Below are 21,759 nucleotides of genomic sequence, written 5' to 3' on the forward strand. Positions count from 1 at the left end.
GATGGTAGTGTGGGGTTTCCCCATGTGAGAGTAGGTCATCGTCAAGATTAAATTCCGAAACCCCTATCTGCGTATGCAGGTAGGGGTTTTGTTTTGCCCGCAGGAAAGTGGCGCAAAAAATGGACAGCCTTTTCGGCTGCCCCTGAACTCACCAACTGGGATCCGCAGCTTCTTTTCAATAATGCCGGCTTCAAACGAGGGAGCTTCAGGATTTTCCCAGGGCTCAACGGGCCGATGTCCCAGCTGCTAAAGAGTATTGTCGACGAAGTTTACGATCACCCGGCTCTTCTGCCCGAGGTTAAACGGTCTGGTCCGATGCGCTCGGCTATCGGTCCAGCAAGGGTGCCAGCAGTGCACACATGCCGCGCCAGTGCGAACCCTCCCAGTAAATCCGTTGGCAGGCGTCGCAGCGCAGAAAGTGCGAATAGAGGGCTCCAACCCGTGGAGGCACCTTCTGCCGGGCCAGGTCGGGGCTGATCTCGTGCAGCGGCAGGTTGCAATGCAGGCACAGGCTGAATGGCCGCGCGCTACGCGCCAGGTCGAGGCGCTCATACAATTCGCGCAGCTGCAGCGACGGTTTCAGGGCATGCACGTAACAGCCGTGGCTGATGATCCGCCGCTTGAGCAGCTCGCGGTCGCGGGTTAGCACGATGCGTCCTTGCTGCGCAGCGATCTCAGCGATCTCGCCATCCTCGAAGCCATTGTCGTAGAGGGTGTCGAAGCCGCTCATGCGCAGCAGATTGGCCAGCCCGCCCAGGTGTGCATCAGCGACGAAGCGCAGCATCCGTAAAGGTTGTGCTCGAACCTTTAGCAGCGGGCTGATGTCCAGCGCTTCGAACTTGGGATATACCGCCAGCCGGTCATCGTCGAAGATCATCCGCTCGAAGCCCACCGACTCGCCGTTTAGCAGCACCAGCTCGACCTCAGTGTGCGGTATCCCGAGCGCCTCGATCATGTGCTTGACGGTCGCCCCCTGCGCGCACTTGCAGGTGAATGACTGCCGCCGCCGTTCGGCCGGCAGGAAATCGTTGAGCTCCTCATAGAAGCGGAAAGTTGCACTGGTCATGCTGAACAGTATGGCTCTTTTGGGGCCGCTGCGTGGCCCGGAGGGAGCAAGCTCCCTCGCCACAGGAATGCGTTTGATGCGGGATTACTCAGGGGCTCCAGACCACCAGGATCAAAAGAGCGCGGCATGTGTATCGCAGTGTATCCAGAGCCGCTGTACAGATGCTGATGTACAAATGCCCCTCGATCCGGATACATCCGGGATACACGGATGCAGTCAAATAACCTGGCCTTAGCGAGAAAGCAAACGCACCTCGCACCACGGCTTATCGCCCTGGTGGCATGACCCTAAACGGCCTCACCGCACACCGTATCCGGAGTAATAACCATGTCCCGTCTCTCGAACAAATCCCGTATTGGCCTGATGGCTGTTTCGCTGGTTGGCTGCATGAACCTCGCGTCGTCCGCTTTCGCCGCTGAAGCACTGCCTCAAGGCTACCAACTCGCCGCAGCGGAAAAGACCAGTGAAGGCAAGTGTGGCGAAGGCAAGTGCGGTGCCAGCGAAACCGGCGCCAAGGCCGGTGAAGGCAAGTGTGGCGAAGGCAAATGCGGCGCCAGTGAAACCGGCGCCAAGGTCACCAAGGCTGGTGAAGGCAAGTGCGGTGAAGGCAAATGCGGCGACGCTTCCTTTGCCCGTACAGACACCGATCACGACGGCCGCGTTTCCCTGAAAGAATTGCTGGCTGTGGCCCCGAAAGGCGGTGAGGAATTCAAGGCGATGGATACCAACAACGACGGCTTCCTCTCTGAAGGCGAGGTCTACAAATTCCGCACTAACCAGTTCACCTCCAACGGCAAGAAAGTACCGACCGAGCTGTTCACCAAAATGAGCAAAGCGCAGAACTGATAGCGGGTACTGCCGACTGCTACGACGCCGGTGTGGCGAGATAGAGTTTTCCCTATCTCGCCACACCGGCGTTTACTCGTTATTCAAAGGAATGCTCAAGCAAGGATCAGAGGTGACTCAGGCTGGCTGCAGGTTTGCCGGGAATGCCTCGCCGGCGGCCTTGTCGCAGACGCTGATGACAATGGAAGGCGTCATTGCCTTTACTGCTCAGACCGTCAATCGCGATGCCGAACTCCTGCAACGTCGCAAGGCTGCGCGGCAGAACCTGCCCCTTGAGGAAGCTACTGAAGTGGTCCAACTCAATCTAGAGCAAACTCCACGACACCCCGACATACACACCCAAACCTTCACCCGGCGTAGATCGTGCTGCGTCCAGCCCTTTGTCGTCATAGCCCGGAGTGACGGTGACGGCATAGTGCTTGTCAGTCAGATTGCGTATATCCAGCCAGGTCTGCCAGTCGCCCTTGGCCGCGTTGTAACCCAGAGTCGCGCCGAACAGCGCATAGGGATCGGCGTAATAGCTGTTGGCGTAATCCACCGCAACTTTGGACACCCACTGCGTGTTGAGCGCGGCGAAGAAGCCTTGCGGCCAGTCGTAGCGCAGCTCGCCCTGGTAGTAGTGCATCGGCAGGCCCGGCAGACGGTTGTCACCGAAGCGGTCGTCATCGCGGTAGTGGAAATCACTGAAGGTGTAGCTCTGGCGCAGGCTCAGTTGGCCGCCATCGTCCCGCGACCACAGGGTGCTTTGCAGGCTGGCTTCCACGCCCTGGTGCACGGTGGGGCTTGCGTTGAGCTCGTAAGGCGTGGTGGCGGTGGCGTCGGGGAGCACCGAGAGCAACTCGTGGCGCACTTGGGCGAAGTACCAGGCCAGGCTCCATTGCCCCATCGCGCTGTCGCCACGGCCGCCAATTTCCAGGGTGGTCGCGGTCTGGTTTTGCAGCTTGATCGGGTCGCGCTGCGCACCTGTGGCGACGCCACTGCCTGCCGGGAATCGAATGTTGGAACTGTAGATCAGCGACCAAGGGTGTGGCGCTTCGACCGAGCGGCTGAGATTGCCGAACAGTTGCAAATCAGGCGTCAATTGATAGCGCAAGCCTAAACGTGGGGCGTAGTCCCAGTCGTTCAGGCTGGTCTTGCCGCCTCCTTGCGGATAGGTCACGGCACTTTCGCGGCGGGTGTAGATCGCGGCAAGACCGGTCGTCAGCCACAGGTCGTTGGCAATCTCCAGGTCGTTGCCTATATGCAGGACGGTGTCCGAACCCTGATAGGTGAAATTGCGAATGTGTGTGCCTGGCGTGTAGCGGGCGGTGTTGCCGGTGGGGATGCGCACCCATTCACTCGCGCCGGCATTGGGCAGGTGCTTGGTCACTCGCAGGCCCAGAGTACTGCGGCTTTCCATACCCCAGAGTGTGTCGCGACGCTTGTAGTCGAAAGTACCGCTGACATCCGTGTACGCGACCTTCAGGCGGTTGGGCCCCTCGCGCAAGTCCATGGGGTAGTCGTGGTAGACAAGGCCGGTCTGGATGCTCGAATCGTCATCGATATAGTAAGTGGTCTTGTTGCCGATGAAGGTACTGCCCGGCTGCTCGCGGCTGTCATCCCGCGACACGTAAGCGGGGTTGGCCGCCCGTGAGTCGTGCTCGATGGAACGCTTGGTCACCCGCCCGGCGAGCTCGTTGTCGGTCTGGCGATAGCGCAGGTAGAAACGCGTTTCCAGGTTCGGGTTGAAGCGATAACCGAAGTTCGCGATGACGCCCTGGCTCTCGCTGGCGGTGTGGTCCTGGTAGCCATCGGAACTCGCGTCGGTCATGGACACGTAGTAATCGAAATCGCCCAGCACCTGCCCGGAGCTGACCTGGCGTTGCTGATAACCGTGGCTGCCCATGGCGTAGCGCACCTGCAACCGCGGTGCGTTGTAGCCGGTGTGGCTGACGTAATCGATCGCGCCACCCAAGGCCAGGGCGCCCCGGTCGAAACCGTTGGCGCCGCGCAGCACTTCCACGTGGTCGAGCCACAGCGGTTCCAGCAATTCATAGGGCGTGCCGCCCGGGCCGGTCAGCGGCAGACCGTCGAGCATGCTGTACAAACCCGAAGCATGGGCGCCTGGTGCACGGTTGATCCCCGACCCGCGGATCGAGATTTTTACTCCTTCGTTACCCGCAGACTGGGCATAGACGCCCGGCTGATACGCCAGCACATCCTGGTTGCTGGCCACGCGGCCCTGCAAGGGGCGGCGCAGATCAACCACATTGGTCCCACCGGGCACTTCGGCAAGGCGGGCTTCGGCGTCCTCGACTGACGCGTCTTCGCCGCTCCGGTCCTCAGCCCCGATCAGCACTTGTCCGAGCTCCAGGCCCTGGGCTTCGGCAACGGGCGGACAGACAAGGGCCAAGCCCAGCAGCGCAGCGGGCAAGGATTTGGGCGAGGGCATTGAGAAACTCCAGACGGACAGGAACGGGCAGTGAAGAACTGCGACGCATAGAAGAACGAAGGAAACACATGGCAATTTTGTTTTTTGGCCAGGAAACGGGGAGGGCAGGATTCTCCTGCTATCCCGTCATGCGTCGTTGCAGAAATGCGCGCCCCGCGCACATGACCGCACGCCTAGTTTCTGCACTCGGCTAACACCACCTGGCAAGTATCCGGCGTGCCACCGGAGCGGCCGGCATAGCGAATGCAGTTATTCAGGGATTTCTGGCGCGCCACGTCCAAGGTGTCCCCCCAGGCGAGGCCGCCCTCACCGGAAGTGGGCAGCGCTTTGGCATAACAGCTTGAGCCAGCGTTTGAGGCCGAATAGCGAGGAGTGGACGATTTACCTGAACATCCCGCCAGCAACGCGAGGTTGATGGCGAGCAGTGAAGGCAGGATCCATGACGAGCATTGACGTGCTGTTTTTCCGGTCATGGCGTTTACCTGCAAGAGGCGGCTAGCAGCGTGTGTGTAGTCGTGTACTTATCAGATTAGACGGTGGGCTGAGGTTGCGAGCCAAGGGCCGCGACTCCTCACCCACCGCTCGTCGTCGAGACGTCAAATAATCTTCGACACCTTGGGCCTGCCAGACCGGCCCGGCCTATTTCCTGCGGGCCCGACTGACCCTGAGCATGCCGGGTCTGGGACGCACGCGCCCCAACTGTTACTGGTTTTGGCACTTCCGACACCATCGCATACGACGTATAGTTTCAGTCTTGCAAGACTGGCCAAAGAGAATGTCCATGAAAACTACCGACAAGACAGCCGCCCTCGACCTGAAGCTTTCCGAATTCCTGTGCTTTGCGGTCTATTCCTCCAACCTCGCCTTCGGCAAGGCTTACAAGCCAATGCTCGAACGGCTGGGACTGACCTATACGCAATACATCACTCTCGTTGCGTTGTGGGAAGAAGACAATCAGACCGTTGGCAGTCTCGGCGAAAAGCTTTTTCTTGAATCCAACACCCTCACGCCAATCCTGAAGAAGCTGGAAGCGATGGGTTATCTGCTGCGCCAGCGCGACCCGGAAGATGAACGCCAGGTGCGGATCAGCCTCACAAAAGAAGGGCGAAAACTGCGTGAAGGCCTCGCGGAAGATGGTTTCCCGCAAACCGGTCTTGACCCTGACGACTTCGTGCAAATGCAGAAGGCAATCGTGAAACTACGGGGCAATCTCATCCGTTCGACGAAAAACAGGGAATAAAACATTTGTAGCGGGCTCAAGCCAGCAGTTCGGTGATCCACCGGGCCTGCCGGGCGACGTCCTGCATCTTCTCCTCGGGCACGGCCTGCCGCGCTCGGGCGAAGTGGGTCAGGGTCTGCTGCTTATGACGCAGGATGCGCTGCCACTTGACCAGAAACGCGGGGCTGCGTTTCTTCATCTGCAGCGGGCCGAAGTACAGCTCCTCGGGGGTATAGATCACCGACCCTGTGCGCTCGGCGACGATGATCTCGTAGTCGAAGCGGTTTTCCCGCAGCACCTCCTCGAAGAGGATTCGGTAGCCATTTTCCATCAGCCATTGGCGCAGTGGTTGCTCGCCGCCGTTGGGCTGCAGGATCAGGCGCTCCTGGCCGCTCAGGCGCGTCTTGCCGCTGTCGAGGATATCGCGGATGGTCTCGCCGCCCATGCCACAGATGCTGATCGCCGTGATTCCGTCTGCCGGCTCGATCGCCGCCAGGCCGTTGCCCAGGCGCACGGTGATCCGCCGGTCCAGGCCGTTCTCGCGCACGGTGCGCTCGGCCGAGCGGAACGGCGTCTCTGCCACTTCGCCGGCCACCGCCGCCGCGATGGCGCCACGGCGCATCAACGCCACCGGCAGGTAACCGTGATCCGAGCCGATATCCGCCAGGCGCGCACCTGCTGGCACCTGCGCCGCCACGCGCTCCAGGCGCATGGACAATGTCTGTTCGTTCAACTGCCGCCCCTTTTCACCACGAACGTCCGGCACCTTTGGCCGGATCGGGACGCGATTCTGCCGAGCTACGCCGTGCATTACAAATGCCTGCTATCGGACCGTTAACCTTTACGCAACTGTGCCGGACTCACGCCAAGGCGTTGCTTGAAGGCAGTCGCCATGTGCGCCTGGGAGTTGAAACCGCAGGAGAGGGCGATCTCCGACAGGCTGGCGGTTGAATCGCGCAGTCGGGCACGGGCCTTGGCGAGGCGTCGGTCGATCAGGTAGCTGTGCGGGCTTTTGCCCGTCGCGTTCTTGAATGCCCGCATGAAATAGCCTTCGGACAATTCAAGCAATCCTGCCATCGCCTGCACACTGAGCGGGCCCTCAAGGCCAGCGTCAATGAACTCATCGAGCAGGCGCATACGGCGGTGGGTGATAGAACCCTGGAGCGGTACCGACAACGCGTCGTGCCCCTTCGCCCGTTCAGCCAGGGCAAGTGCCCAGGCTTCCCAATCGTCATCCACCGAGGCATTCAACAGCGCGCTGCGCATTCGTCGTGCGAGGCTGATGGCCTGCGGATCAATACGATTGTTGAAGGCACGATCGCCCATCCATTCCATACCTTCGGTGTGTATGACCCGCAGGTACTCACCGCCGTTGGATGACTCGGACAACACGTCGCAACCGGCCGGGACGAACGCCAGGCTATTGGGCGTGGCGACGAAGGGGTGCACCCGGTCGCTGCCGATCGCGTGCAGGCCGCGCTGGCTGTCGAAGGCAAAACCAATCGCCGCATGGGTCGCTATATATCGGGCGGTGTAGGCGCAGCCGGGCAACAATTCGATCGCCCAAGGGCCGGCCTCGACACGGCGGATCGGTTCAGAAACGAGCGATGGCTGCTGACGGTTTCGATGGCTCATGAACACCATAGTAGTGAAGAGGGCGCACAAAAGTCAGGTCGGTTTTTTGAAAGCCAGCGCAGTGCACCCCTGCCTAGACTGGGAAAAACCTCAGGGAAGCTGCTTCATGAACAGACTGACTCGCGACGATATCGAACAAGCCGCTCGCCACGTATACCAGGTCATGCCCGCCACCGCCCAGTACCCTTGGCCATTGCTGGCGGAGCGGCTGGGTTGCACGGTGTGGGTCAAACATGAAAACCACACGCCGACGGGCGCTTTCAAGGTGCGCGGCGGCATTACCTTCATGCACTGGCTCAAACGCGAGCACCCGGACGTGAAGGGCATTGTTTCAGCCACCCGCGGCAACCATGGCCAGAGCCTGGCGCTGGCGGCAAGCGCGCTGGGTTTGCGGGCGTTGATCGTCGTGCCGGAAGGCAATTCGCCGGAAAAGAACAATGCCATGCGCGGCTTCGGCGGCGAAGTGGTTGAGTACGGCCGCGATTTCGATGAAGCCCGTGAAGAAGCTGCACGTCTGGCACAAGCGCATGGCCTGTACCTGGTACCGCCATTCCACACCGAGTTGGTCAAAGGCGTGGCCACGTATGCGCTGGAACTGTTCCGGGCGGCGCCGGACCTGGATACCGTCTACGTACCGATTGGCTGTGGCTCGGGGATTTGTGCGGTGATCGCCGCCCGCGACGCGCTGGGCCTGAACACCCAAGTGGTGGGTGTGGTTTCCACAGAGGCTACGGCTGCAAAGTTATCGTTTGAGGCGGGTGCCCTGTGCGAAACCGCCTCGGCGAATACCTTTGCCGACGGCCTCGCCGTGCGCAAGCCAGTTCCCGAGGCTTTCGCCATCTACGGGGCAGCGGCGGCGCGAATCGTATCCGTCAGCGACAGCCAGATAGCCGAGGCTATGCGCATCTATTACACCGATACCCACAACCTCGCTGAAGGGGCAGGTGCGGCGGCCCTGGCAGCGCTTATTCAGGAGCGTGAAACCATGGAGGGCAAAAGGGTCGGGGTGATTTTGTCTGGGGGGAATGTCGACCGAGGGGTGTATGCGAACGTGATTGCCTCAGGCCTTCATGCGTGAATGGATGCCTGTATCCCACAAATGCGAGGCATCTGTGTCTATCGAGAGTGTCGCTGGATGGCTACGGTCTACAGACACTCTTTGATTGATGAGGCAACCATGGATCTGACGGCTGTTCCCTTTGGTACGACCGATTGGTCGACTGTCGAAGCTGTCCAGCATGCCGGACAAACGGGTACCGCCTGGTGGCGAACCTGCCAGTTTGGATCGACGCGCGTGCGGATGGTTGAATACAGTCCCGGCTATCTGGCCGATCACTGGTGCTGGAGAGGTCATATCCTGTTGTGCCTGGAAGGCGAGTTGCACACGGAACTGGAAGATGGTCGCCAGTTCACGCTCACCGCCGGGATGAGCTATCAAGTGGGTAGCAACGCTGAGGGGCATCGATCGTTCAGCACCACGGGTGCCAGGTTATTCATTGTGGATTGATTCCGGGACTGACCTTTTCGACCCATGGCAGCCTTTTGTGGAAGCCAGGAGCGCACTACTCACAGGCATCAATTACAGCCTTCCTGGCGCGTTTGATTTGCTGCTTGATGTCAGTCGTTATTCGCTGTTTTGTGACTTGCTGTTCGAGAAACAGCTGACTCTCCTGGTTTTTCAACTCTGCATCGGCTGCCGCTTCCTGCGCCTCCAGCTCGGCGGCGTGTGCCTCTATGACGGCTTCCACCTCGGCATTATTTTTTGCCGTATCCAACGCCCTGACCAATTTGCCTACCTCAGTATTCTCGGCCTCTGCCAACGCTTCGACAGACAGCCCGGCAACCATCGCCCGGGCTTGGATTTCCAGGTTTTTCATATGCTCCTGTGCAATCTTGCACACGGTATCCTTCCGCTCGCTCTCGATAGACGTCCAGGCCATAAACTCATGCGTCGTCACACTAATCATCGAGATAATGATGGCGGCTCCAATCAATTCGCCTCTCACGTTTCGCAACCTCAACCGCCAAGGGGAACAGAGTTTTCTTGAGTGATTACCCGAGTCCATTCGAGGAATTTAAAGCGTAGCAGGGCGCAGGGCTCTGAAAAGCATGAGAGGGATTCCTTGCCATGGGCCTGTTGTTCGAGGGTGACAGGGTTCGATTCGAGGGCGTGCAACCCGGCAGCGGAATTTTAACTCCTGATCCAGGCGCTGACTTCGGCGTTTTCAAACAGCCTGGACCCGTAGCGATTATCGAGACTGCGGCCAGTGATCCTCAATGTCATGCCATGGCGCCTTGGACGTCACCTCGACATGCTTCTGTTTGTCGCTGGTAAAGGGCGTGTCCAGCGTACCGAGGGCTATGGATATCCAACCGGAGTATTCGCCCTGGCTATTTGACCAGAAGAGCGACGAACCGCAGCGAGCGCAAAACTGGCGCTCGACAGATTCAGAGGACGAGTAAGACTGGATCTCATCGTCACCCCGTACCAGAACAAAGTCGCCACGCAACACACTGCCGTAGCTCGCAAATGCGGCGCCATGGCTTTTGCGGCATTGGCTGCAATGGCAGTGCGAAACTGCTTTGGGGCGTGACCGCAGCTGGTATTGGACAGCACCGCAAAGGCAACTGCCCTGCAACGTATCAGTCATTTTTAGTGGCGATCCACTGATGAGGGGACGGCACTTTAAGCGGTGGGGAGATGCAGTGTCGAGCGACTGCTCAAGGCGATTGTTCCCCGGTGCAAGAGATCGCTTTTGCCCGAAAGCACGCGCCTGACGTTTCCCTGTCTACTATCGCCCCAATTGCTCCACCAACTCAGGCGTCACGTAATGCGGCCCGTCGAACAGGTAGAGCGGGTAACCGTCATAGGCGGCCAACTGCGGTTTGAGCTCGGCGGCGGTGGCGGAACGGAATCCGCCACCGAAGTTGGGGCGGAAGGCTTCGACGATGATCCGCACCCGGTCTTTGCCCAGACGCTGGCGCAAGGCGTCGGCGTAGGTTCGGGCGACGGGTGCGGTGCGGGCGTAGACACCGACGCCATCCTGGAAAAACACGCCAATGTCATTTGGCAGCCACTGCTTGAGCCATTCAGCGGTGGCGGCGGGGCCGATATTGGCGCCGTCGTAAACGCTGATCCACAAGGGTCGCGGCAGCTTGGCGAGCAGGGCGGGCAGTTCTTTGGCGCGTGTCCAGCTGGGGTCCACTTCAGCAGGGAAATACCAGCCGGTGACGTGCAGCGGCGTCGGCAGTTTGGCGATGCGTTCCGAGACTTTAGCCAGTTGCTCGATGTTGTCCCGCGAGCGATTTTCGCTGAAGTAACCCGCCAGGCCGAGGATCACATCTTGCGCCCACGGCGCCTTGGCGATACGCGCCCAGTCGGGCAGCACTGGCACGCTGGGCAGGCCGGTACCGGGAACAAATGCCTGATCGTCGACGACGGTCCATTGCACCAGCAGTTCACGTGCACCGAGTTTTTCCCAGTGGCCTTTGATGCCGACCGTCTTGTTGTCCGGCTGCCAGACGATGCCGACAATCCCCGGGCTCAGGGCCTTGTTAGTCATGTAGAGCATGCTGATTCCTGCGCTGAGGGTGACGGCAAACAACAGCGCTGCCACGGTTGCGCGGCTGGCGGTGTAGCCAAAAATATTCACGGCAGTGCCTTGTTGATGCGTTGATGCCATTGGCTCAGTGAGGTGACGCCCTTGGCGTTCCAGTTGGCAGTCGCATCGGGGCCAAGGTGGAACTGCCCCTCATTGAATTGCCAGACGATCACTTGCGGCTTGTGTTGGGCAAAATCCGCCGACTCCAGGTATTGCAGCAGCGTAGCCCACGGGCCGACATCGCCGGGGTTCCAGGTCAGTGCGACGGGGCGGTCCAGGGCATTGGAGAGCTTCTGGGTAAAACCCAGGTAAGGCTGGACAAAGCTGTTGCCAATGACTTGCACCGGTGCCGGCGCGTCATCGATCAGCAAATCGTTTTCTGCCTGATGGCGAACGGTGTAGATGTCGCGGCCAATCGCCTTGCGTTTGATTGCCGGCAGAAAGTTGCTCGCCAGGTCGCCGAACGCGCGGCGGTCGAACCACTGGCCCAGTGCGGCGCCACTACCGGGTTCGCCTTGTAGCCGGTAGCGTTTGGTAATCAGTTGCGCCGTGGCGTCGGCGGTGTTTTCGGCGCTCCAGGCGGTCCAGTGATAGTCGGCGCGGTAAAACGCGGTTTGTTTGCCTTGCTCGGTGTTTTGCAGGATGGGCTTGATGTTCAGCGTGCTCAGGCCGGCGCGAGAGAGGTCACTTTGCAAGTGGTCGTAACGCTGCATCACCGCCGCGCTGATCGGTTGATCGGCGGGCAGGCGCTGGGCATAGAACGGCGCTTTCATCGGCACCACCAGCACGACCAGCCCGATGTGTTCGCGTTCGAGTTGCTGCTGGAGTTCCTTGACCAGCGCAATGTTGCGCGCAGTGCCGGTGTTGTCGACCTTGCTCAGGCTTTCCCAGGCCGGGAACAGCCACCCGCCGTTGCCCGTGATCACTGCCGATGACGCTTGAACGGCCGTGCCCGAAAGGCTCAGCAGCAGACCCGCAATCACGGTGGAAACCGCCCGGCGAGGGGTAAAGCGATCGTGCTTGAAAGGAGAGGTCATGGCGCGGTCTGGTCCACAAGGCCAATCAATCGTGGCGCCTGGCCGGAGCCGATCAGGAACAGGCTGTAACGGTCGCCGGCCTTGAAGGGTTCCAGCTTCAACGGCAGGCTTTTGTGCTCGTTGCAGCTGGCAACCAGCGTCGCCTGCACCGGGTTGATCGTGCGCTGGGCTTGTCCGTTGAACGGCACCTGACTGAATACCGGTGCGCCATTGGCCAATTGGACGTTGGCCTTTTCGCAACCGCTGCCCAGGTTGTACACGTTGAGTTCGGCGCGCAGGTCTTTACCGCGCTGGGGCGGGTCGATCACCAGGCGTGGTGCACGTGCCGGATCGCTGTCGAGAATCAGCGTGACCCACGCACTTTTGGGTGCGCTCAGGCCCTGTATCTGGCGACCATTGACGGTGACCTGCAACGGCTGCCGCGAGTCGACGACCTGAAAGGGACTGGCCACTGCACTCGGGGCGGCGAGGGTGAGGCTCAGGCCTTGGCCTACCTGTACCTGCATGGCCGTGTCGGATGGATTGACCACCCGCAGCCATGCCGAACCCTCGGGCAATTTTGGCGCGTACAACTGGGCAATTTCGGGAGCGGCCTGGGCCCACGACGGGAACAGGCCTAGGCCCAGCCACAAACAGATTCGAACGTTCATGCAAGTCCTCAATAGGAATAAGTCAGGCGACCGAATACGCCTTGAGCGCGGTCATCGCCCAACACCTTCACGCGGTATTGCAGGGAAAAATCCACGTAGGAGCGGGGGGCGTTGTACGTGTCCTCGCGGAACCAGTAGCGGACGTTATTGCCGACACCCACGCCCCCGGCCTTGCCGGACGATGATTCGGTGCTGCCATCGGCATCGGTCCCGCTGTTCATTTTCGAGTCGTAATCGAACGCGGCCACCACATGGGGGAAACTGACCCAGCGCGAACCCGCGCCGCCAATGGCGTAGCTGCGACCGACCTGCCATTCGCTGTTGAAATAGTCCCGCGAGTCGTTGATGTAATGACCGCCTTCAGCGAAGAACTGCGAGGTCCACCAGCTGGAGGCGTCGACCCGTAGATCGGTGCCCACGCTTGCGCCATAACCCAGGCGCACCAGCCAGTCGCCATCGACGTCCGATGATCCAATCGGGAATGTGCGTTCGACGGCGGCCATCACGTTCAGCGACGTGAACGGTTTGACCCGGGCTCCAACGGCGCCTTGCAGCGCGTCGAAACCGGTATCCGAATCGCCGTTCTTGCTCCATAGCGTGTCGGTGACGCGGCCGTAGAGTTCGACAAAGCGAGCGTTGCGATAACCTAACGGGCGCCAGGACAGTTCGGTGCTGTTTTGCAGACTGTCATTGCTGCTGCCGCTGCTGGGCGCTGAACTCAGGCCACTGCTGGAATTGTTGCCGCGATAGCTGGTGGTGCTGGTCAAGCCGATCCTGCGCGACACATCGCCCACCGCTCGGCGGGTGTCGAACAGCTGCTGCGCAGGCATGTCCAGATCACCGGACGCTTGCGCATCGATGACGCGTTTGAAGTAGGCGACGGCTTGCTCGTCGTCATTGACCCGCATGGCGTTATAGGCCGCGTCCTGCGTGGCTGTCGGCGTGAGTCGGGTGACGGCGTCGGACTTGCGAAATGACGCGTGTGCACCGTCGTCATCGCCGGCCTGGACCGACAAATAAGCGATCTGCAAATCGCTCATCGACTCCAGTTCGCCGGTGTCCCGCGCTTGTTGCAATCGTTCGCGCGCGGTCCGGCGCTGGCCGATGGCGGCATACAGGCTGGCCTCTTCGTAAGCGGGCAAACTGCCCAGCGCCAAGGCTTGGGTAAAGTCCTGACGTGCACCGGAGTCGTCGCCCGATTGCTGACGCAGGCGACCGCGTTGGGCCAACAGTTGGGCGTCATCGCCGGTGATCTTCAGGCCTTCGCTGGCCGCCGCGATGGCTTCGGGCACACGTTTCTGTTCGCTCAGGGCACTGACCAGCAGACGTCGGTAAGCCGGATTCTGCGGCGCGCGGCGAATGGCTTCAGTCGCCAGTGCACCCGCTGTTGCCGGGTCTTTGCGAGCCAGCGCTGCGTAGGCCTGCCCGGCCATCTCGGTTCCGCCGTCACGCTGGTTGCCCGGCCAGATATCGCAGACCAGGCCGAACGCGGTTTCCTGACAGTTCAAGGCCGGTGCCGGGAAGCGGGCCACAGCGTTTGAGCCGTTGACTTTCTGTCGCAACGCCATGCGAGCGGCGGTGCGTCGGCGGGCCACTTCACCGTTGTCATCGTCGGCCAGCGGCTGCAGATGATCGAGCGCTTGTTGCGGCTCGCCGTGGGCCAGTGCGGTGTCGGCGGCGAAGAAACGAATGTCGCGGGTTTCTGTTGCCAGCAGGCCATCGATGGCCAGGGCATGATTCAGGTCCGCCTGGGCCGCCTGGGTTTTGCCCTGTCGATCAAGGGCATAACTGCGCAGAATCCACGGAGCGATTTCCCCATCGTCCTGGGCCAACGCGCCTGACGCGGCCAGCTCGGCGCCACGGTAGTCGTTGGCAGCGAGCAGGGCACTGATCAGCAGTTGCTGATTGGCGCCGATTTCCGGCGCCCAGGCCACGGCTTTCCTGGCCTGGTCCACGGCCAACGGCACATGGCCTTGCTCCAGGGCGCGATACCCCGCAACCGCCAGTGGCGCCGCCAGTTGCCGACGAATCGCTTCGCGGCGCATCAGCAACGTATCGTCGTTCGGGAACACGGCCAGGGCCTGGGTGGTAGCCTGATCTGCGTCTTGCAGATGTTGCTGGCGCTGCAAGGACTCGATCAGCAGCAGTCGATAATCCATGCGTTTGGGTGCTTGCGCGATGGCATTACGTGCCGCTTGAGCCGCCGCGCCGAAGTCATCGCGATCATAGGCCTTGAAGGCCTTTGCCGCGGCGCCGAAGCCGGGCGCCTGGCGGGACTGCGGGTAGCGCTTGGGATGGTCACGCAATTCCTTGTCGCGTTGAGCCAGTGTAATCAGCGTGTTCAGGCGCGTGATGTCGGCGCGTTGACGCAAGGCTTCGCGGGCCTTGGCGATGGCCAGGTCATAGTCTTTACGCTCATAGGCGCTGTACGCCTCGTTGGCGGTGACATAGGCCGGGCCGGTCAATGGCAGCGGCAGTGTTTCGCCGTGCACAAGCGCGGGCAGCAGGCTCAGCCCCGTGGCCATGAGGGTCAACAAGGGGCGGTTCATGCCGGAAGCTCCGCAGGGTAATGGCTGTGCTGACGTGCCACGGCCTTTTCGATGGTGGCGCGAGACAACACGCCGCTGTCGACCAGATAGTCGCCGATGCGTCCGTGACGCTGCGGGCGGTACTGCAGCATGGCGCGGTTGAACTCGTCGCGATCTAGCAGGCCCATTTCTATCAGCAGGTCACCCAGCAGTGGCGCGCGGGCATCCGGCACGGCCTGGCCATCGCGCACGTTCAGTTGACGCAACTGCGCAACGATTTCGCTTTCCCGGGCAATCAGCTGCACCGGTTCGCTACCCAATACCTCGCTGACCTGTTGCAGGCCGGCAGCCGGCAACGGGCTGGCAACGGCAACTTGTGCGCGGCCGTCGGCATTCAAGCCAAGCGGCACGACGCGCCAGCGCAGAGCGAACTCATCGTCCAGGGTCAGGGTCGACGACTGCGCCTTGCCGGCCACATCGAACACCCGCGGCAGATCGTTCTGGAAGGCGATGGCTTCCGCCAGTGTCTCGTCATCCAGCCAACCGTTGCTGAGCAAAATCCGCCCCAATGGCATGTGCCGGGTTTTCTGTTCGGTGAGGGCGCTTTGCAGATCGGTTTCGTTGATCGCCTGCCAAGACAGCAACACGCTGCCCAGCTTGCGCGGTGCGGCCGCGACCAGGTCGGTGGACGGGAAGTCGTGCATGGTCTTGTCCCACACCAGTTTGCGGTTCATCACCTTGCCGACGATGAACATGCGCCACGCGCGGGAGGCGGCCATGAAGTTGACGAAGTTGCCCACGACCATGCGCGGGATCGACAGCAAGCCATGCTGCCAGCCGTAGAGCACGGTGGTGAAATAGCAGCGGTGGGCGATACGCCAGGCCAACGCAATACCGTTGGCCAGCAGCAGGTATTTGATGAAACCGTTGGTCTCGAACGGCGTCGGGAAACTCACGTCCCACAGCCCGCTCTGGCGCAGGATGATCAGACCCAGCAGTTGCACCAGAATCACATAGGCGATGATGCTGACGAACGCGGTCACCACGCCTTTGCGGTCGCGGAACAGCAAATAGCGGTTGGCCAGCGAGCCGTTCCAGCCCATTTGTTCCCAGCCTTGCAGGCCGATGCCCAGCGTCCAGCGAGCTTTCTGGCGAAAAGCGGTGCGAAAGGTATCGGGAAAGAATTCGCGCACGCACAACGGCATCTTCAGGGTCGATTCGTAAGGCTTGCGAAACCAGGATTTGCGCAGCACGCGAAACTGCACCGGGAAACGCACGAAGATCGCGTTCATGCCGACCTTGGCCAGGCGTGCGCCAACGTCGTAGTCCTCGGTGAGGCTGTCGGTGTTGAATGGCTGGTTCTGGGTTTCCCCGGCCAGCACACGCAGGGCGCGATGGGAGAAACAGGTCCCGACCCCGGCGGACGGCACGGTATCGGTCATGCTTTCACGCACCACCAGATCCTTGCCGTGCCATTCGGCGAATTCATCCATGTAGGTGCCGGCCACCCATTCGTACCAGTTGCGCTCCAGTGACACCACGGGCAACTGAATCATGTCCTTGCGCGGCAGCAGGTAGTTGAACAGGCGCAATTCCATCGGGTGCAGCACGTCTTCGCTGTCGTGCAGAACCACGCCGGCGAAGGTCATGCCGTGGGTTTTTTCGTGCAGGAAGATCGCCTGAATCACCCAGTTCAGGCAGTCAGCCTTGCAGGTCGGCCCGGCATGCGGGACTTCCACGCGATGCAGTTGCTTGTAGCGCCGACGCATGCGCTCCACTTCATCGATGGTGCGCTGGTCGTTGATGTAGGTGCCGACGAAGACCACATAGTTCTGGTAATCCAGGGTCGACACCATGTTCTCGATCATCGGCGCGATGACGTCGTATTCCAGCCAGGCCGGGACCATGATTGCCAGCGGCTGTTCGTCCCGGGCCATCAATTGCTCGGCGGTCAGCGGCCGGTATTTTCGGTCCACGGTGAACTTGCGAAACAGACGGCGAGACCAGTACCACAGGTCAATGAACAGATCGTCCAGGCTGGAGATCAGGATCAGTATCGCGACCACGATGGTCGAGATCTCCAGGAAGCTGTAGTAGTGGGCCAACCAGTAGGGCCAATAAAGCGACGTCATCGAAGGGTTCCGTTACTGGCGATTGCGACGGGCGTTTCGGCCAGCCAGCAACAGGATGAGAACCAACAGGATGCCACCCGGAATCAGCCACAACAGCGACGGCGTGCGCCAGGCGTCGAGACCCTTGGGTTCATCGTTGTCGATCAATTGGCTGCCGCTCGGGTCCTGGGTGTCGAAGGTGGTCAGTGCACCGTTGTCACCGAGGATCGCCACGTCGCCGCGGGCCAGCAGAATCGGTTTGGCGAAGCGTGGCGAGTCAGTGCCCAGCGGTCGATAGACCAGACCGTGCTGTCCGCCGGCATTGACCACTTGCAACGAGGCCAGGTGGTTGAGGGGATGCACGTCCAGCAGCACCTGATCCTTGTGATTGATGCGCAGGCGACCCTGCTCATCCGCTTTTACCGATTCCTTGCTGTCCATGATCGGCAGCTCGAAGGCGAGGAAGGCTTTGTCCGGCGTGACCGATATCTTTGGATCGGCACTGACTTTCAGTTGTGCCCGCAGTGGCGAGACCCCGGCGCCGTCGGCCACCGAAATCACTTGCGGCAAGCTGCTTGCCGGGTGGTCGAGGTAGGCCTGGGGTACGAGGATTTGCGTGTCCATGGCAAAGCGCGCGGCCATGCCGGAGAAGTCATCACCCAGGGCCGTTTTATCCAGCACGATGTGGCTGGTCGGCAGCACCGAGACCGGGAAGGCTTGTGGCGTTTCCAGGCAGCGGTCACTCACTGGCTGGCGCTGGAACGACACGCGCAAGACGTTCGTTGCACCCACCGCATATCGCGGGATACGCGCTTCGATACGTTGCATTTCACCGTTGGCCACGAGCTGTTGCGCGCCAATCAGATAGTCGTTGAGAAACAGCGAGGCCACCGGCGCGGTGTCCGAGGCGCCGGGCGCGGCAGACACATCGATCACAGCCTTGACTGGCAAGCGGCCGTCATAGGCCACGCTGCCCAGAGGGAATGAAGTGCTCCAGTCGGATTTGGCCAGCACGTCGATAGCGCCAGCATTACCGCCCAGGCGCGACAAGGCCACACGGCCGTCGGCGCTCAATGGCAACTGAGCTTCGCTGACCGTCAATTGGCGGCTGCGTGCCAGTGTGTTCCAGGCGGAACTGAACAAGGCCAAGGCCTTGTCGGTGGCTTGCGGCGCGATCATCAGCACCGGGCGTGTGCCCAGTAGCGCCAGGCGCACGTTGTCAGTACCGGTGGCGGCCAGACCTGCGTTGATATGCCGTTCACGCCACTGTGTCAGCGCGTTGGCTGCCGTGGCGTCAAGACCTTGAATCTGGCTCTGCAGCGCGTCCAGAGATGCATTGACGGCCTTGAGCAGTTGCGGGTCGTTGATGGCCAGGTCCGCCTGGACGTTCGGCGTCTGGCCCAGCATCAGCAGGGCGCCGATTTGTGCAGCGTCTGCCAGCGTGTGCGAGCCTTTGCCGTTGAGGCTGGCGAATGCCGGAATGCTCAGCAACTCAGCCGGAATACGCAGGCCGCTGAGGTCAACGCTGTCTTGAATGGCAGGGAAGGGCAGGATGCGGCTGTGCTTGCCGATCCGCTCCAGCGCCACCCCGAGGCGCCACGCCGCATCGTAGCTTTCGGCGGACAAGGTGCCGGACGCGACCATGATGCCCGGTTTGCCCGGCAATGCCGTCCACGCGGCGCCAACGTCCTGCAACTGGCTGGCGTCGTAGCTGTAGGTGAGGCGCGTGTCCGGTTCGATACGCAACACGTTGCCGATGGCGCGTTCGTCTTCGCACAACACGCGGGACACGATGGACGACCAGGCAATGCCCAGGCGCAACGAGCCGCTGTCCCGCGGTTTCTTGTCCACGCCCAGCGTGGTGCTGGCGTCGCCCTGAGGTTCGCTGAGCCCTTCGGCGCGCACCGGATAACCGTCCAGCGACAGCAGCAGCGTGTTGCGGCCGCCTTCACCATTGAGATAGCTTGCGTTGAAATTCAGGGTGGCCTCCGTCAGCGGCACACCCGCCGGCACCGGCAGATACAGCTCGCGACGGGCATCGGTGGAGCCGAGGATGATCGGCGCGTCGATCCCCAGATCGCTCAAACGCACCACACGCTCCTGGCGAGTGTCGGCGTTGAGCCGGTTGATCGCCTGGGTGAGCGGGCTGTCCGCGGCCAAGGCAAAGGTCGGCATGAGCGCGAGCAGGCTCACGCCACAGGCAAGGGCGCTGAGCGCGCCCGTATGGATGGCAACGGAAGACTTCATTCAGGTAGATCTCGAGCTGATAAGGGAGGAGCGGTTCGGTTTAAAGAGAGGTGTTGGCCTAATGTCGATCTGTAGGGGCGAGCTTGCTGGCGATGGTCGTTAACGATGGCGCATATCTACTGGCCGAACGCGGCGTTCTTGAGTCCATCGCGAGCAAGCTCGCTCCTACAGTTCCCAGGGATCCGGGCAGCGCAGGGACCACGATGAAATCATCGACCGGGCGCCCCATCAGGGCGTCGACGATGCGCGCACTGGCCTTGCCATCGCCGTAAGGGTTGGCTGCCAGAGAGCATCGCCGCCACAGCAGATCGTCATCGAACAGCGCGTTGACGCCGGCGATGATCGAGTCCGGCGAGGTGCCAACCAGGCGAACCGTGCCCGCCGCTACCGCTTCCGGGCGTTCCGTTACGTCACGCATGACCAGCACCGGTTTGCCCAGTGACGGCGCTTCTTCCTGCACGCCACCGGAGTCAGTGAGGATCACGTGGGCGCGTTGCATCAGGCGCACGAAGGCCAGGTAATCCAGCGGCTTGATCAGGTGCACGTTGGGCAGGTCGCCCAGTTGCTCGGTGACCGGGCCGATGACATTGGGGTTCAAATGCACCGGATAGACGATCTGGATATCCGCACGCCGGGCCAGATGACTCAGGGCCTTGCAGATATCCAGGAAGCCTTCGCCGAAGTTTTCCCGACGATGCCCTGTGACCAGCAAGACTTTGCGGCCGCTCTGCAGGTACGAAAACTGCTGGTCCAGACTGGCACGCAAGTCGGCGTCCTGCTCAATGCGTTGCGCAGTCATCTGCAACGCGTCGATCACCGTATTGCCGGTCACGAAGGTGCGACCCTGCAGGCGTTCGTCGAGCAGGTTCTGGCGCGACTCGTGGGTCGGCGCGAACAACATGTCTGCACCCAGGTCGATGCAGCGACGGTTCATTTCTTCCGGCCACGGGCTGTAGATGTCCCCGGTTCGCAGCCCGGCCTCCATGTGGCCGACCGGAATGCGTCGATGAAATGCCGCCATCGCGGCGACCATGGCCGAGGTGGTGTCGCCATGCACCAGCACCCGGTCCGGGCGGACCCGTTCCAGCACTGGGTCAATCGCGGCGTATAACGCCGCGGTCAGCGAGTTGAGCGTCTGGTGCGGCGTCATCACATCAAGGGTGCAATCAGCCTTGAGGTCGAACAGATCCAGCACCTGTTTCAGCATGCTTTGATGCTGGCCGGTGACGCAGATCTGCGAATCAATGCCCGGCTCCGCGGCAAGGGCTTTGACTAACGGCGCCATCTTGATGGCTTCCGGACGGGTCCCGAAGATCGAAAGGATTTTAATCTTTTGGCGAGCGATGATGCCTTCCTCGCGCAGTTTTAGTGCGCAACACAACAGCGGCCCAGTTTTATTGGAACTTGAGCAAGCTAGCGGTAATTGGATTTAATTAAGGTCGGGTCATCGGCGTGCGAAGTGAATTGATGTTCACTTCAGGTGAGAGAGTGCGTTGCCTGGAGCCCGGATCGCCGAATTATTAGCATCGAAGAACAGTATTTAAAAGTGTTATATATATTTTTTTATTAAATTCAAAAGTTTGAAACTTTTGAAATTGTGGTCGGTCTTTTATAGTTTTTCGATATTTCAGCACAGTTATTGTTGATTGTTTTAGTAAGTGTAAGGCGATGATTTAAAAGTATTTATTTAAAATGGTAGTCCGTTCGTCGGAGCGTATGAATTATTCCGACTGTATAAGGGTCCGGGCCGTGCTGTAAGTCAGCGGCCTTCTGGAGTATAGCGGGTAATAGTCACTTAAGTGACGCCTGTATATTGTCATAGCGTAATAATTTTTATGGATGATTCGTAAGTGTTTTATAAATGTCCTGCTTCAATTGGCAGGGTAAGTGTTTTGGTCGCCGGAATAAAACCTGGGTAATTACTTCGCTTTCCAGTGACCACCGCCCGACTCGCAATCGATCTTCACCTGGCTCAAGTGCTCGGCGTCGTAGTAATACGTCGTCACTTGGGCATTGTCGGGAATGTTGAGCGACTTGGCATTCTTGTCCTTACTGGTGGAATGAGGGTTGGCCAGCGACTCCTGAGTCAAGGTCGCAATACAGGTGGCTTGATAATGCTCGTCGCACTGGTCGACCTTTTTCCTGGTGCTGGTCGTCATTTCCTTGCTTTCATTGCTGCAGGACCAATCGATGGAATTTACCGGCATGCCTTCGTACTCATAACAGCTATGGGATTCGACTACAGGCACGGAAGGGCTTTGGGAGCGGGTCAGTACGTCGCAGCCTTCAGCGAAAACCAAGGTAGGGCCTAGGCTGGCGATCAGAAGCAGAACTCTACTGTTCATCGGGATTTCCTCTCCAGTGGCGCCTTGCCGGATCAGGGGTCA

19 protein-coding genes and 1 pseudogene are annotated in these 21,759 nt (G+C 60.5%); 4 read left to right on the top strand and 16 right to left on the bottom strand.

Annotated features, from left to right (window positions below; all coding sequences use genetic code 11):
- Positions 1 to 325: 325 nt before the first annotated feature.
- The gene (locus tag FBY04_RS12930) at positions 326 to 1,066 is read right to left on the bottom strand and encodes a Mut7-C RNAse domain-containing protein (protein WP_145315457.1); all 741 of its coding nucleotides are present in this window, start codon (positions 1,064 to 1,066) and stop codon (positions 326 to 328) included.
- Between the two features lie 327 nt (positions 1,067 to 1,393).
- Here FBY04_RS12930 and FBY04_RS12935 point away from each other — a divergent pair, with 327 nt between their 5' ends.
- Positions 1,394 to 1,912, top strand: coding sequence for a hypothetical protein (locus tag FBY04_RS12935; protein ID WP_084321639.1), 519 nt, complete (start codon positions 1,394 to 1,396; stop codon positions 1,910 to 1,912).
- Between the two features lie 120 nt (positions 1,913 to 2,032).
- On the opposite strand, the pseudogene FBY04_RS12940 reads toward FBY04_RS12935, so the two are convergent.
- From FBY04_RS12940 to FBY04_RS12950, 3 genes and pseudogenes are all read right to left on the bottom strand, one after another.
- A pseudogene (locus FBY04_RS12940) lies at positions 2,033 to 2,195 on the bottom strand (arsenate reductase ArsC); the annotation flags it as partial.
- 21 nt (positions 2,196 to 2,216) lie between these two features.
- On the bottom strand, positions 2,217 to 4,343 hold the full coding sequence (locus tag FBY04_RS12945; RefSeq protein ID WP_145315458.1) for a TonB-dependent receptor domain-containing protein: 2,127 nt from the start codon (positions 4,341 to 4,343) through the stop codon (positions 2,217 to 2,219).
- A 173-nt stretch (positions 4,344 to 4,516) separates the two neighbouring features.
- Positions 4,517 to 4,816 carry a hypothetical protein gene (locus tag FBY04_RS12950; RefSeq protein ID WP_145315459.1) on the bottom strand — a complete coding sequence of 100 codons (300 nt, stop codon included), beginning with the start codon at positions 4,814 to 4,816 and terminating at the stop codon, positions 4,517 to 4,519.
- A gap of 308 nt (positions 4,817 to 5,124) precedes the next feature.
- On the opposite strand from FBY04_RS12950, the gene FBY04_RS12955 reads away from it, so the two are divergent.
- Positions 5,125 to 5,583, top strand: coding sequence for a MarR family winged helix-turn-helix transcriptional regulator (locus FBY04_RS12955; RefSeq protein WP_145315460.1), 459 nt, complete (start codon positions 5,125 to 5,127; stop codon positions 5,581 to 5,583).
- A 16-nt stretch (positions 5,584 to 5,599) separates the two neighbouring features.
- Here the strand turns inward: FBY04_RS12955 and FBY04_RS12960 are convergent, their stop codons facing one another.
- Positions 5,600 to 6,295 carry a tRNA (adenine(22)-N(1))-methyltransferase TrmK gene (locus FBY04_RS12960; protein ID WP_306092212.1) on the bottom strand — a complete coding sequence of 232 codons (696 nt, stop codon included), beginning with the start codon at positions 6,293 to 6,295 and terminating at the stop codon, positions 5,600 to 5,602.
- Positions 6,296 to 6,396: 101 nt separating this feature from the next.
- Positions 6,397 to 7,197, bottom strand: a complete 801-nt coding sequence (locus FBY04_RS12965; RefSeq protein WP_145315462.1) for an AraC family transcriptional regulator — start codon at positions 7,195 to 7,197, stop codon at positions 6,397 to 6,399.
- A 106-nt stretch (positions 7,198 to 7,303) separates the two neighbouring features.
- On the opposite strand from FBY04_RS12965, the gene FBY04_RS12970 reads away from it, so the two are divergent.
- Together FBY04_RS12970 and FBY04_RS12975 are read left to right on the top strand one after the other, a co-directional pair.
- Entirely contained in the window at positions 7,304 to 8,275 is a 972-nt protein-coding gene (locus tag FBY04_RS12970; RefSeq protein WP_145315463.1) for a threonine dehydratase, read from the top strand.
- A 99-nt stretch (positions 8,276 to 8,374) separates the two neighbouring features.
- Positions 8,375 to 8,704, top strand: coding sequence for a DHCW motif cupin fold protein (locus FBY04_RS12975; protein ID WP_084321721.1), 330 nt, complete (start codon positions 8,375 to 8,377; stop codon positions 8,702 to 8,704).
- A gap of 55 nt (positions 8,705 to 8,759) precedes the next feature.
- On the opposite strand, the gene FBY04_RS32350 is transcribed toward FBY04_RS12975, so the two are convergent.
- From FBY04_RS32350 to FBY04_RS13025, 10 genes are all read right to left on the bottom strand, one after another.
- Entirely contained in the window at positions 8,760 to 9,203 is a 444-nt protein-coding gene (locus FBY04_RS32350; RefSeq protein ID WP_178118281.1) for a hypothetical protein, read from the bottom strand.
- Positions 9,204 to 9,446: 243 nt separating this feature from the next.
- A complete protein-coding gene (locus FBY04_RS12985) occupies positions 9,447 to 9,848 on the bottom strand; it encodes a GFA family protein (protein WP_145315464.1) in 402 nt (133 codons plus the stop codon).
- A 141-nt stretch (positions 9,849 to 9,989) separates the two neighbouring features.
- The gene (locus FBY04_RS12990; RefSeq protein WP_371850929.1) at positions 9,990 to 10,850 is read right to left on the bottom strand and encodes a hypothetical protein; all 861 of its coding nucleotides are present in this window, start codon (positions 10,848 to 10,850) and stop codon (positions 9,990 to 9,992) included.
- Entirely contained in the window at positions 10,847 to 11,836 is a 990-nt protein-coding gene (locus tag FBY04_RS12995; RefSeq protein ID WP_084321648.1) for a twin-arginine translocation pathway signal, read from the bottom strand. Before FBY04_RS12995 ends, FBY04_RS12990 begins: the two co-directional genes overlap by 4 nt.
- The gene (locus FBY04_RS13000) at positions 11,833 to 12,486 is read right to left on the bottom strand and encodes an alginate O-acetyltransferase AlgF (RefSeq protein WP_145315465.1); all 654 of its coding nucleotides are present in this window, start codon (positions 12,484 to 12,486) and stop codon (positions 11,833 to 11,835) included. The genes FBY04_RS12995 and FBY04_RS13000 overlap by 4 nt, the downstream gene beginning before the upstream one ends.
- Positions 12,487 to 12,494: 8 nt before the next feature.
- Entirely contained in the window at positions 12,495 to 15,035 is a 2,541-nt protein-coding gene (locus FBY04_RS13005) for a bacteriophage N4 adsorption protein A (protein ID WP_145315466.1), read from the bottom strand.
- On the bottom strand, positions 15,032 to 17,146 hold the full coding sequence (locus tag FBY04_RS13010) for a glycosyl transferase family protein (protein ID WP_084321651.1): 2,115 nt from the start codon (positions 17,144 to 17,146) through the stop codon (positions 15,032 to 15,034). Before FBY04_RS13010 ends, FBY04_RS13005 begins: the two co-directional genes overlap by 4 nt.
- 12 nt (positions 17,147 to 17,158) lie before the next feature.
- Positions 17,159 to 19,372, bottom strand: coding sequence for a hypothetical protein (locus FBY04_RS13015; RefSeq protein WP_145315467.1), 2,214 nt, complete (start codon positions 19,370 to 19,372; stop codon positions 17,159 to 17,161).
- Between the two features lie 58 nt (positions 19,373 to 19,430).
- Positions 19,431 to 20,657: a non-hydrolyzing UDP-N-acetylglucosamine 2-epimerase gene (gene wecB / locus FBY04_RS13020; RefSeq protein ID WP_371927787.1), complete on the bottom strand. Its 1,227-nt coding sequence runs from the start codon at positions 20,655 to 20,657 to the stop codon at positions 19,431 to 19,433.
- A gap of 634 nt (positions 20,658 to 21,291) precedes the next feature.
- A complete protein-coding gene (locus tag FBY04_RS13025) occupies positions 21,292 to 21,717 on the bottom strand; it encodes a hypothetical protein (RefSeq protein ID WP_084321653.1) in 426 nt (141 codons plus the stop codon).
- Between the last annotated feature and the right edge of the window lie 42 nt (positions 21,718 to 21,759).

The organism is Pseudomonas sp. SJZ080, assembly GCF_007828295.1.
In the GTDB taxonomy this organism is placed as follows: Bacteria; Pseudomonadota; Gammaproteobacteria; order Pseudomonadales; family Pseudomonadaceae; genus Aquipseudomonas; species Aquipseudomonas migulae_A.